At 43.4% G+C, this 12,714-nt stretch carries 13 protein-coding genes; 7 read left to right on the top strand and 6 right to left on the bottom strand.

All coding sequences use genetic code 11. From position 1 onward, the window contains the following. Window positions 1–20: 20 nt before the first annotated feature. The 6 genes from A3773_RS13945 to A3773_RS13920 form a co-directional block, all read right to left on the bottom strand. Window positions 21–1,082 carry an NADH:ubiquinone reductase (Na(+)-transporting) subunit F gene (locus A3773_RS13945; protein ID WP_067987061.1) on the bottom strand — a complete coding sequence of 354 codons (1,062 nt, stop codon included), beginning with the start codon at window positions 1,080–1,082 and terminating at the stop codon, window positions 21–23. 24 nt (window positions 1,083–1,106) lie between these two features. Further along, on the bottom strand, window positions 1,107–1,469 hold the full coding sequence (locus A3773_RS13940; RefSeq protein WP_067987059.1) for a phenol hydroxylase subunit P4: 363 nt from the start codon (window positions 1,467–1,469) through the stop codon (window positions 1,107–1,109). A 73-nt stretch (window positions 1,470–1,542) separates the two neighbouring features. Next, window positions 1,543–3,042, bottom strand: coding sequence for an aromatic/alkene/methane monooxygenase hydroxylase/oxygenase subunit alpha (locus tag A3773_RS13935; RefSeq protein WP_067987057.1), 1,500 nt, complete (start codon window positions 3,040–3,042; stop codon window positions 1,543–1,545). A 16-nt stretch (window positions 3,043–3,058) separates the two neighbouring features. Continuing rightward, window positions 3,059–3,328 (bottom strand): MmoB/DmpM family protein, encoded by a 270-nt coding sequence (locus A3773_RS13930; protein WP_067987055.1) that lies wholly within the window; start codon window positions 3,326–3,328, stop codon window positions 3,059–3,061. A gap of 14 nt (window positions 3,329–3,342) precedes the next feature. Beyond that, window positions 3,343–4,329: an aromatic/alkene monooxygenase hydroxylase subunit beta gene (locus A3773_RS13925; RefSeq protein WP_067987053.1), complete on the bottom strand. Its 987-nt coding sequence runs from the start codon at window positions 4,327–4,329 to the stop codon at window positions 3,343–3,345. Between the two features lie 31 nt (window positions 4,330–4,360). Further along, entirely contained in the window at window positions 4,361–4,666 is a 306-nt protein-coding gene (locus tag A3773_RS13920; protein WP_067987051.1) for a phenol hydroxylase subunit, read from the bottom strand. A 501-nt stretch (window positions 4,667–5,167) separates the two neighbouring features. Between A3773_RS13920 and A3773_RS13915 the strand changes: the two genes are divergently transcribed. The 7 genes from A3773_RS13915 (at window position 5,168) to A3773_RS13885 (ending at window position 12,710) form a co-directional block, all read left to right on the top strand. After that, window positions 5,168–6,859, top strand: a complete 1,692-nt coding sequence (locus A3773_RS13915; protein ID WP_067987049.1) for a sigma-54-dependent Fis family transcriptional regulator — start codon at window positions 5,168–5,170, stop codon at window positions 6,857–6,859. A 424-nt stretch (window positions 6,860–7,283) separates the two neighbouring features. After that, a complete protein-coding gene (locus A3773_RS13910) occupies window positions 7,284–7,604 on the top strand; it encodes a 2Fe-2S iron-sulfur cluster-binding protein (protein WP_067867344.1) in 321 nt (106 codons plus the stop codon). Between the two features lie 23 nt (window positions 7,605–7,627). Beyond that, a complete protein-coding gene (locus A3773_RS13905; protein ID WP_067867340.1) occupies window positions 7,628–8,551 on the top strand; it encodes a catechol 2,3-dioxygenase in 924 nt (307 codons plus the stop codon). A gap of 93 nt (window positions 8,552–8,644) precedes the next feature. Continuing rightward, window positions 8,645–10,105 carry a 2-hydroxymuconic semialdehyde dehydrogenase gene (locus A3773_RS13900; RefSeq protein ID WP_067987047.1) on the top strand — a complete coding sequence of 487 codons (1,461 nt, stop codon included), beginning with the start codon at window positions 8,645–8,647 and terminating at the stop codon, window positions 10,103–10,105. Between the two features lie 15 nt (window positions 10,106–10,120). Further along, the gene (locus tag A3773_RS13895; RefSeq protein ID WP_067987046.1) at window positions 10,121–10,981 is read left to right on the top strand and encodes an alpha/beta fold hydrolase; all 861 of its coding nucleotides are present in this window, start codon (window positions 10,121–10,123) and stop codon (window positions 10,979–10,981) included. A 1-nt stretch (window position 10,982) separates the two neighbouring features. Continuing rightward, window positions 10,983–11,768, top strand: a complete 786-nt coding sequence (gene dmpE / locus A3773_RS13890) for a 2-oxopent-4-enoate hydratase (RefSeq protein ID WP_067987044.1) — start codon at window positions 10,983–10,985, stop codon at window positions 11,766–11,768. A 30-nt stretch (window positions 11,769–11,798) separates the two neighbouring features. Then, window positions 11,799–12,710: an acetaldehyde dehydrogenase (acetylating) gene (locus tag A3773_RS13885; RefSeq protein ID WP_067987042.1), complete on the top strand. Its 912-nt coding sequence runs from the start codon at window positions 11,799–11,801 to the stop codon at window positions 12,708–12,710. The last annotated feature ends 4 nt before the right edge of the window (window positions 12,711–12,714 follow it).

Raw genomic sequence — 12,714 nt, 5'->3', positions numbered from 1 at the left:
AAAGAGAAGATAAACAACGTTTAGATTCGCTTAAATAAAGCGGACCTAGATTGATCGTCAGACTCATCTGCAGCCGTTAGAAAACGTTCCATATGGATATCTCGTTCAAATAAACGCCCTTGCATCAACGTTGTAATTGCAGCATTAATCATAGGAGGCGGACCGCAAAGATAAGCTTTATGACCATCAAAACGGCTATTGAAATGCGCATCTGCGGCATCATGAACAAAGCCCGTAAAGCCTTGCCAACCATCATTAGGCTCTGGCGCATTCAATGCTGGAATATAATGAAAATTGCTATGCTCTTTTGCTAAGTTTTCGAAAATAGCTCTATTATAAAGCTCAGCAACATTGCGTGCGCCTTGGAAGAGATAAATCTCACGGCTATCGCCACGCTCTAGTAATTCAAAAATCATCGATTGTGGGCTCGACAAGCCTGATCCACCAGCAATAAAGATCACATCCTGACTATCAGACAAACGCGTAAAGAACTGACCATAAGGACCTGAGAGCTCTAAAGTGTCACCCACCTTCAGCTGTTCATGCAGATACGTAGTACCCGCGCCCCCTTCGACTAAACGCACATGCAACTCAAGCACTTTATTATCAGAAGGTTTGTTAGCAATAGAAAATGCACGAGATCCTTCCACTCCTGGAATGCTTAGGTTTATATATTGCCCTGCTTGAAATTCGATCTCATCATCAAGGGTAAAATGTATACCTTTAATCGTCGGTGATAGATCTTCAATTGCCGAAACGGTGCCCATAAAGTCTTTAACAGGAAAACCCTCAAAATCTTCATCAACATCTATATCAGCTTCAATCACTAAATCCGATTCGGGTGTTGCACAACAGACTAAGATTTTCCCCTCTTCTCGCTCTATATCCATCAACGCGAAGGGCGATGCATTACCAAGATCCACATCACCTTCGGTTACTTGGCACTTACAGGTTGCACAAGTGCCATGACCGCAGGCAAAAGGTAGCCAAACACCCTGCCTAAGCGCTGCATCTAATATAGTCTGGCCCTCTTCCACCTCAATCACATCACCTGTCGGCTCAACAACTACTTCATAAGTCATAGTATTCCACCTTATAAACTGGCTTTAGATACCCGCTTCCTGAACGCCTTTTAGTTCAGGCGTTTGGAAACGTAATAACGATTTATGACCAATCCCTTGATCTATTAATGATGCATTGAGTTGAGGAATAAATGGCTGACCATCTAATAACCATTCTGCTTTATCCCAATTAATTTTAGAAAACTCAGGATGAAGGCTAAATGCTTCAGGCATTACATCGTCTAACAGGGCTCTAAATGGCATTTCAGGGGGCAAAGGGTATGCAAATGCAGCGCAAAACATCAAATGATGATCCCAACCTACATAAACTACTTGGTTGCCGTTAAAATTTTCTAATTTATCTAATACTTCGCCTTTGTATTCAGGTGTTATGGCATGTATAGGCATTATTATTCTCCCGATCAATACGATAGTCCCTCTTGTCAGGGACTATCGATCGTTTAATTATTTTGTCGCCTGATCAGGCAACACCTTTCCATTGCTTCCAGCGCTTCTCATCAGGTGAGCCTTTCATATCCATGTTGTCTTCACCTAAATTCATCCGGTAGAAATCACTTAAAACATTCTCGACATCCGGACCGCCGCAATTACCTTGGAATATTTGATGAACCGGCAGCCATGACTGGACATATTTTTCAGGTTCATCATCAAAAATATCTTTACAGCCGTCGGAGCAGAAATGATAACGGTCGCCGTTATAAACTGAATCGCGATAGCACACTTGGGTAGGATCATCCATCTCAGTAAAGCCCATAGGGATCTGGCACGTCGTACAAAGCTGAGGCAGCGCTTTGGTATAAAAACGCTCACCTTTTGCTTCCATCTCTTTAGCCAATTCCCAACGGGGACGGTAATACTTATCAAAAGTATCGGGATACTTTTCAGACAACCAGTCCAACTCTTCATCGGATGGGATCCAAGTATGGAATCCTGCAGCATGACCGTGGGTATAGAAGATCCACCACGCTTGATGAGATACATGCTCTTTTTCTTTCTCTATAGTCTCTGCATATTTAGGCATTTTGATGCCATAACGCGCGAGATCCTTAAAGAGAGATCCACCTGCCTCTTCGAAATAGACCTCCCAAGCTTCTTTCCAAGACATCACCTTATTAGGCAGCATGTAATCCATCATCATCGCCACAATGGTCAATAATCGAGTACCACGCCAGAACCATTTATCAATCCATTTTTGAACAATAGGAACATTGTCTTCATGTTGTTCAAGCAGGAACTTGATCACCTCAAGACCTAAAGTCATGTGGCGTGCTTCATCAGATTGCGCCGAAAAGCCAAAGGTCACTGTGGCCATATCACCATTATGAGCAGCACCAGACATGAAAGGCACAAACAACAGATTGGTTAATACGTACTCAAATGAGAAACCTATCGCGACCATAAATTCGAAGGGGCCTGCCGCACGTGCATCATTAAAAAATGACTTAGGTACAGACAGATACCAAACACGGTCATGCATATGGCTATAGTCTTGGAAGCCATCAAAGAACTTATTGTAGTGACTCATCGCGTGAATCTGCGTTTGCACGTGACGTAGTTCATCGATCGCTTGCATCTGACAAGCAACACGCGCACCCACACCACCAAATTGACGACCTACATGGGCAAAGCCTTGGTAAGCTTGATATTCAAGTGGCGAGACACCCGTTAAAAACAATTTAAGCGCATTCACATAACGGGGATCAGACACATTTAAGTGGCCATTGTTTTGTGAGAATGCATCAAAAATTGCGTAAAGCTTTTTCTCTTTTTCTGCTTGATACTTCCAATAAGAATCCATTGTTAAGCGGAATGGATCTTCCCATTTAGACCAATCAGTAATTTTTATGCCTTCAAACTCTTCAAACGGGAACGCATCTTTACGATCCACATAGGAGAATTCCCAATCGAGGTCACGGGTCAACAGGCGATATTTATCTTTTATATTTAGTTTCTTAGCCATGATTCAAACCTTATTTTTATTCATTCCAATGAAGACTTAAGCTGTCATCATCTTCTTCAACGTTGCCGCCGAGTGTAATTAGGTTTAGATGTAACTCTTGAATGTCCCAGTCACGTCCCATCTTTTCTTCTACAGTCTCTCTCAATACGGTAAGCCGGCCATCCATCTCTATACGGATCATTGCAGGCATATGAATAACCGTTGCTTCAGGGTTATCTTCCTCAATGGCCTCGACGATATAACGAGACTCATCGTTGTCTTGTAATGCGATATATACTTTTGACATCTTTAGAACCCTTCCTATTTAAATAGGCCTGCCTTCATTAAACGTTTATCAAGAGCCGACTCGGCTAATGCCAAAGCATCACTCCCTAGCATCTCTACAGCGAGCGGAGAAAGCGCCTCACTTATGACCTGCTTCCAGTCACTCACCCAAGTCTCTAAAAGTGCCTTATTCTCAGCAGACTCTGCCGCTGCAATTTTTAGCGTTGCGTCAATCCAGCGATTATTGTCTTTAGCCCAAACCTGCATAAACTCAGTTAGCATGCCTATATCTTGAGCGCCGTTATCTTGTAACCATTGATCAAACTGCACGTAGAAAAGCTCATGCATTAAACAATCAAGTACCACATCTTGAGCGACCAAAACCTCAAACCAGTCCTCTGTGATAATCATCTTTTCAACGGCGGCTCTAATACCTTGCCAGATAGCGTCGTTCATCCAAGCCTGTTTAGCTTCAGCCAAAGAATCACCTGTATTGCCATCAATAATTAAGCCGATACGCGATAAGTATTGAGCGATACCCAATCTATCCATGCCGTTATACAAACAGGCTTGTGTAATCGCAGTACCGTAACCATAAGAGCAGGCATACATATTATTTAGATTGGCTCCCTGCTCTAAATGTCGGAGAGGAATGAGGTATTTAATGATTTTCGCTTCCATTCCATCAGGAAGACAGGCCATTAAATTGCGTTTCTCAAAGAAGGCATAGTTGTTCTCAGCCACCTCTTGCATTTTTGCCCGCTGCTGGACATAAGCACCGTAATAAAACTGACGGGGATCTTTAAAGTCATACCAATCCTTCATTTTTATAGCGGTACGGCTTGGATCATTCAGCTCTTTCTCTGGCTGCCAAAGCGGACGATAATGGAAGTACTTTTCCGATTGCACATCATAGGTTGCCTCCTGATAGCGTGTAGCAGGTTTATCGCCGAAACGACGCTCAATATGAGCATAAGTATTTCTTACGGGTTCTAGCGTTGCTGTTTTTATTTCAATAGTCATGCGGTTGTGCCCCAGCAAAACGAGTTTATTGTTATTGGGTTGTGCGATTGTGGTTACGGGCCATCAGCGTTTCTTCGCCATAGCGCCATTTATCCATTTCGGCATCAACGGCCTGCATCTGCTCAGTTGTCATATGAACGACCTTATTGTTTAAACAAAAGTGTTCAAACGCCCCTTGAGGCATTACTAACTCAACAAACAGACTTGGGTCACCGATGGCAAAATCAAACTCCACAAATCGAGCACCTTCAGCGCTGCGAACACGAACATACTTCACCAACTGTTCAAACGAAGCGTTGCTCTGTTGACTGTTCACATCTAGCTCTGCTTTTTTCATTTTGTTTCAATCACCTTTTGGGCCATAGTCGAACAGCTATCAGCAAAGGCTGTGCCACAATCGGAAACAAAAAACAGAAAAAGAAAAAGAAAACCAATATAACCACTTGATATATAAATATTTTTTAGGATTAAAACGCCACAAAATCAAGCAGGCAAAGACTTATTTTGCGACGAATTATTTATACGATCCCCTCTATCTAAAGGGTGACGAAATGGTTAGGCTAGTATGAAATAGTGATGAAATGATGAGACATATAAACAACCCTTGGGGGCTAAAAGAGGTAAACACTGCTTTGCAGATTGTGCATGCTTCTTGCTTAACAACCGCCCAGTAAGATGCTTTATAAATAAAAGCTCTTATTATTTTTTACCACTTAGCGATGCCATCTAGGTGTCTAATGTATTAGGGGACAAACTACAAGAATTAGTATTCATTATTTAAAGTCACCCTAAATATAGCTAGCAGCATATAAAAAAAATAAATATAGCGAGTCCTTGAATGAGCGAACAACCGGCATTGCAGTTTCCTACGCCTGAAGATCTTATTTCTCAAATACAGTTTGACCACGAAAACGGGAAAATCTGGTTAGATGAGCAGAGAATGCTCCTTATTCATTCTGCTGTTATGGGCTCTTTACGCACAGAATTAGTCGCCTCCCTAGGCATAGAACGCGCCAGAGGTTTTTTGATGCGTTTTGGCTATAACAGCGGAATGAAAGATGCTGAACTAGCACATAAGGTTCGCCCAGAAATCACTAAATCCGAAGCGTTCCTTGTCGGCCCTCAGCTTCATGGCATAAAAGGTATGGTACGCGTCGAACCTGTCGCACTCGAATTTGACCTTCCCGACAAACAGTTCTACGCCGAATTTAATTGGTATGACTCCTACGAAGCAGATGTGCATATCAATGAGTTTGGTATATCTGAAGATCCAATCTGCTGGACCTTACTGGGCTATGCCAGTGGTTTCTCTACATACTATATGGGCCACAAGATTATCTTTAAAGAAACCCAGTGTGCAGGTACAGGCGCGGATCACTGCAAAATTGTCGGCAAGCCCGCCACTGAATGGGAAGATCAAGAGGAGCTAGAACGTTGCCTACTACCCGACCCTATCGCCGATGAGCTTTTTGCCCTACGTTATGAGGTCAGCACATTAAAAGAAAACTTCGAGGCCCACCGCTGTCCTTCAGATGAAATATTATTCAACTCAGTAGGACAGTCAGAGGCATTTAAACATGTCTGCCACCTGATTCAACGCGCCTCAGATAGTACTGTCACAGTTCTCCTCCAAGGTGAAACCGGCGTAGGCAAGGAGGTAGTCGCCCGAGCACTACATCAAAGTAGTCAACGCTCTAACAACCCCTTTATTGCAATCAATTGTGCGTGCATTCCGCCAGATCTTATTGAAGCTGAACTTTTTGGTGTTAGGAAAGGCGCTTATACCGGTGCAACCGAGTCTCGAGAAGGTAAATTTGAAAGAGCAAATACTGGCACAATTTTTCTTGATGAAGTGGCTGAATTAAGCCCTAGAGCACAAGCCACCCTATTGCGCGTACTCCAAGAAGGAGAGCTGGAACGTGTAGGCGATAATCAATTACGTAAAATTGATGTTCGTATTGTTGCTGCGACAAATGAGAATCTAACTGATGCTGTGAAAGCAGGTAAGTTTCGTGAAGATTTATACTACCGTCTGAATGTTTACCCTGTCTTAATCCCCCCACTAAGAGAGCGATCCGAGGATATCTCCCTTTTAGTCGATCACTTTCTTGAAAAGTATCACGCTAAATACAACAAACAGACACTCGGTGTATCAGAGAAAGCATTACAAGCACTGATGCACTACAAATGGCCTGGCAATATTCGTGAACTAGAAAACATGATTGAGCGCGGTATTATTCTTACCGATAATAATCGTAGTATCGATATGAGTTCATTTTTCCCCTCTCTTTCAGAGCCAACTCACCCTCTGAATATTATTAGCAAAACAGGGGAATTGAGCTGCTTAGAAAGTGACGATGCATCTAAAGATACAGTGATCGATCAACTCCTTAATCATAATTTTGATCTAGCTCACTTTGAACAACAGGTACTTGAGCGTGCTATGGAAAAAGCCGATGGAAATATCACCCAAGCTGCTCGCATTCTAGGTATAACCCGCCCGCAAATGGCCTATCGACTCAAAAAATAATAGCAAAATCAGCTTTAGACAAACGTCTCTCCGTCCAGAACCCATCATCCCTAATATAGGCCTATATAACGGGTTCGACGGAGCCCCTATCCGACGCTTGTGTGATTATGAACTATAGCGTTAGCGCTAACCTCTAAAAAGTAATAAACCGGCATATCTGCAGTAATTTCCGCGGTCATTAAATCTACAGTTCCATTTAATCAACTCGTCACACACCGAGTCATCATTTAATCATTTGATAATCTTAGCCCTTACCCAAGTATACCTTTTTGATCAGAGCCTTTATAAAAAATTAACAAATTTTTCCTTATTTTTCATAATTTTAAAATAAAAGAATCAAAAAAATATCCACAATGGCATATCGATTGCTTGGTAGTGTCTGCACGTATGAAACTGTAATGCAGTAGTAGTTAGAGACTGATACATGAGTCAAACAATAACTAAACATAAGATTCAGGTAATTAACCAAGGGCAAGAGTTTCTATGCCCTAGCGAGATCAGCTTATTGATTGGTATGGAAACAATTAATTCACACTGTATCAATGTGGGCTGCCGTGGCGGAGGCTGCGGGGTCTGCAAAATAAGAGTTGTGAATGGCTCTTTCTCAAGTAAAAAAATGAGCAAAGCGCATATAACGGATAAAGAGTTACAGGATGGATTTGTCCTTGCCTGTCGTATTTTTCCAACCAGCGATCTTGAGATAGAGGTTATTCACTCACCCGATCCGAAACAAATAATCGTTTAAAAATAATAATTGAGGATAGTTTCATGAAAAAAGGTGTTATGCGTCCAGGGCATGTTCAAATACGCGTACTCGATATGGAAGAGGCACTTACCCATTACCGAGATCTGGTAGGTCTTATAGAGATGGATCGCGATGATCAGGGGCGCGTCTATTTAAAAGCCTGGTCTGAAATAGATAAATTTTCAGTTGTCCTACGTGAAGCAGATGAGCCCGGTTTAGACTTCTTTGCCTTTAAATGTATCGACGAAGCCACCGTCGATAGCCTACGATCAGAGCTTATTAAGTATGGCTGTAATGTTGAAGATATTCCGGCAGGAGACCTAAAAGACTGTGGTCGTCGCGTGCAGTTTGATACCCCGACAGGTCACACATTTGAGCTGTACGCAAGCAAAGAGCAAACCGGTAAATGGGGTATTAATCCTGTAAACCCAGAAGCCTGGCCTGAAGGTCTAAAAGGCATGAAGGCGGTACGTTTTGATCATGCCCTCCTTTATGGACCCAATATAGACGGAAGCACAGAGATCTTCACTGATATTCTGGGCTTTGATCTTGCTGAACAAGTACTAACCGCCGATGGAACAAGAATAGCCAGCTTCTTAACCTGCAGCTCTAAAGCCCATGACGTCGCATTTATTGAATGCCCAGAACTGGGTAAATTCCACCATGCCTCCTTCCTGCTAGAAACTTGGGATGATGTTTTACGTGCAGCGGATCTCATCTCAATGCGAGATGTATCTATCGATATTGGACCGACACGGCATGGCCTAACGCACGGCAAAACCATCTATTTCTTTGATCCTAGCGGAAATCGCACTGAAGTTTTTTGTGGTGGTGATTACCACTACCCAGATCACCCCACGATTACATGGCAAGAGGAACAATTAGGTAAAGCGATTTTCTACCATGATCGTGTCCTCAATGAGCGATTCCTAACTGTTTTAACGTAAGCATAAGGTGCAGCTTTTAATGTCTCAATTAGAAGCTGCCATTACTCAATCAGTATCAACCACTGAATCCTTTTACTTAGCTTGAGAAAAAGAATGAAAGAATTTAAGAATTTTATAAATGGTCAATTTGTTACTTCAAGCAGCGGTAAAACGTTCGAGAACCGCTGTCCTGTAGACAACAGTGTTATTGGTACTGTCCATGAGGCAGGCCTACAAGAAGTTGACATGGCCGTTAGCGCAGCCAAATCTGCGATGAAAGGACCTTGGGGGGAAATGACCCAAGCTCAACGTACCGCCTTACTTAACAAAGTTGCCGACCGTATTAACGAACGCTTTGATGAGTTCCTCGAAGCTGAATGTTTAGATACAGGTAAGCCTCATAAAATTGCTTCCCACATTGATATTCCCCGGGGTGCTGCGAATTTCAAAGCCTTTTCTGAAACCGTTGCAAATCATCCGACTGAAGCTTTCCACATGGATACACCGGATGGCTTAGGTGCACTGAACTACGGACATCGCACGCCTAAAGGTGTTATTGCCGTTGTCAGCCCTTGGAACCTTCCGTTGTTATTAATGACATGGAAAGTAGGCCCGGCCTTAGCTTGTGGCAATACCGTAGTGGTCAAACCTTCTGAAGAAACACCAGCAACCGCCACACTGCTTGGTGAAGTGATGAATGAATGCGGTGTACCTGAAGGGGTTTACAACGTGGTTCATGGTTTTGGTCCAGACTCTGCTGGTGCTTTTTTAACCGAACATAAAGATGTAGATGCGATTACATTTACTGGAGAAACCCGCACCGGTGAAATAATCATGCGTGCTGCCTCTGTCGGTTTACGTAATATTTCTATGGAGTGTGGTGGTAAAAACCCTGGGATTGTTTTCGCAGATTGTGATCTTGATAAAGCAGTTGAAGGTACCCTACGTTCAGCTTTTGTGAACTGCGGTCAAGTTTGCCTAGGTACCGAACGAGTTTATGTTGAACGTCCTCTGTTTGATGAATTTGTTCAACGCTTAAAAGATGGCGTAGAGAAATTAAAAATGGGCCGTCCTGAAGATCCAAGTGTAGATTTTGGCCCACTGGTTAGCCAAGAACACAAAGATAAAGTTCTCTCCTACTACAAATTAGCCGTAGAAGAAGGTGCAACCGTCGTTACGGGTGGTGGTGTCCCAGAGATGGGCGATGCGCTAAATGCTGGAGCTTGGGTAGAACCTACTATTTGGACAGACCTTCCTGATGACGCTCGCCTCATTAAAGAAGAGGTATTTGGGCCCTGCTGTCATATTCGCCCTTTTGATTCAGAAGATGAAGTTGTCCATTTAGCAAACAATACCAACTACGGTTTATCCGCAGCGGTATGGACTGAAAACTCAGCCAAAGCATCCCGTATAGCTGAACAGCTAGAAGTAGGACTGGTATGGATTAATAGCTGGTTCCTACGCGACCTTCGCACCGCATTTGGTGGCGCAAAAGAATCAGGGATTGGTCGTGAAGGCGGTGTTCATGGCCTTGAGTTCTACACCGAAACTAAAAACATCTGCATTAAATTCTAAGATACGAGCTGAACCATGAATACAGCCGCTACAAACAATAACCCTGAGATCGGTTTACTCATCGATATAAAAGGCGTTATGACAAATGTACATGATCAGGGAAAAGGGTCCCCTGTTGTACTTCTTCATGGCTCAGGTCCAGGGGTAACAGCATGGGCTAATTGGCGTCTTAGCATTCCGGCATTATCGAAAGAGCGTCGTGTTATCGCCCCCGACCTAATGGGCTTTGGTTACACACAAGGGTCGCCCAACAACCACTACACCATGGATCTATGGGTTCAGCACCTAATCGATACTCTAGATTACTTAGAGATTGATCAAACCGATTTAATAGGTAACTCCTTTGGAGGAGCGCTTGCACTGGCGATAGCCATTAAATATCCCCATCGCATACGACGCCTAGTCTTGATGGGAAGTGTCGGTGTCCCCTTCACATTAACTCCGGGACTGGATCGAGTTTGGGGCTATCAGCCCTCACTCGAATCAATGAAGACAATGTTAGATATTTTTGCCTTTGACCGAAGCCTTGTGACCGATGAACTCGCAGAGCTTCGTTATCAAGCAAGCATACGTGAAGGTGTACAGGCCTCATATTCTGCAATGTTTCCAGCCCCTAGGCAGCGTTGGATTGAAGCCATGACAAGTGACGAACAACAGATTCGTGCACTCAGGCATGAAACTCTCATTATCCATGGCCGAGATGATCAAGTTATTCCGCTTGAGAATAGTTTCACATTAAACCGCTGGATCAGTCGATCTCAACTTCATGTTTTTGGTGAATGCGGTCATTGGACTCAAATTGAACACAAAGAGCGGTTTAATCAGTTAATTGCCACCTTTTTAAAAGAAGGTGATCAACTTGCATACGAGAAATAAAATGAACCTAAAACAGATAGAGAAATGCGGTGATGAACTCTATGAGGCGCTCACCGAACACAAAACATTAAAGCCATTTACTGAACGCTTTGACGATATAACCATTGAAGATGCTTATCATATTTCGTTACGTATGGTGGACCGTCGAGTAGAAGCCGGCGCTAAAATTATCGGCAAAAAAATTGGTGTGACCTCAAAAGCTGTTCAAAACATGCTGAATGTACACCAACCAGACTTTGGCTATTTAACTGATGATATGGCGTTTAGCCAAGGTGAGGAGATGCCTATCTCCGAACGCTTGATTCAACCCAAAGCAGAAGGTGAAATTGCTTTTATTCTTAAAAAAGATCTTGTTGGCCCAGGCATCACAAATGCAGATGTATTAGCGGCAACCGATTATGTAATGCCCTGCTTTGAGATTGTCGATTCACGCATTGAAGATTGGAAAATAAAAATCGAAGACACTGTCGCTGACAATGCATCTTGCGGCCTTTTTGTGTTGGGCGACCGTGCAGTAAAACCAAGTGAAGTAGATCTAGCAACTTGCGGCATGGTAGTTGAAAAAAACGGCAAGATTATCTCCACCGGAGCGGGCGCTGCCGCACTAGGAAGCCCCGTTAATTGCGTGACTTGGCTGGCCAATACCTTAGGTGAATTCGGTATATCACTCAAAGCAGGAGAAGTCATACTCTCCGGCTCATTAGTACCACTTGAACCCGTTCAAGCAGGCGATTTCATGACAGTCAGTATTGGTGGTATTGGATCTGCATCTGTTCGTTTCACCTAACTCGACCACTCTGACTTTGAGGATATAAATATGAGCAAGAAACTAAAAGCAGTCATTATCGGTCCGGGTAACATTGGTACCGATTTACTGATGAAAATGCAGCGTTCTGAGTGGGTTGAACCTGTATGGATGGTGGGTATAGACCCTGAATCAGAAGGTCTTAAGCGTGCAAAAGAGATGGGCATGAAAATCTCTAGCACAGGTATCGACGGTATGTTGGATCAAGTAATAAAAGACGATATTCGTGTCGCCTTTGATGCAACGTCTGCTTACGTACACGCAGAAAACAGCCGGAAATTAAATGAGCTTGGCGTGATTATGGTGGATCTAACGCCAGCAGCTATCGGCCCATTCTGCGTCCCGCCGGTAAATTTAAAGAAGCACGCTTCTCAATTAGAGATGAACGTCAATATGGTGACTTGTGGTGGGCAAGCAACCATCCCTATGGTCGCCGCAGTTTCGCAAGTGCAAGACGTTGAATACGGTGAAATTGTTGCGACTGTTTCCTCTCGCTCTATTGGCCCAGGCACCCGTCAGAATATTGATGAATTTACCCGCACTACTGCCGGTGCAGTTGAAGCTGTAGGGGGTGCAGATAAAGGCAAAGCAATCATCATAGTCAATCCAGCTGAGCCCCCTTTGATGATGCGCGATACAGTGCACTGTCTAACTAAAGAGAAACCCGACCAAGCGGCAATCACTACATCTGTCCATAACATGGTCAAAGAGGTTCAAAAGTATGTGCCGGGTTATAAATTAGTAAACGGCCCTATCTTTGATGGTAATAAAGTATCCGTTTTTATGGAAGTTGAAGGGCTAGGTGATTTCCTACCCAAATATGCAGGTAACTTGGACATTATGACTGCCGCAGGGCTTCGCACAGCAGAGATGTTTGCTGAAGAAGCCTATAACGGAACAATCACGCTACCAGAACGAGGCTAAAACA

Origin of the sequence: Neptuniibacter pectenicola (assembly GCF_001597735.1) — a bacterium.
Lineage (GTDB): Bacteria > Pseudomonadota > Gammaproteobacteria > Pseudomonadales > Balneatricaceae > Neptuniibacter > Neptuniibacter pectenicola.
The sequence above is the reverse complement of the archived record's forward strand: the minus strand, read 5'-3'. Positions and strand labels throughout refer to the sequence as shown.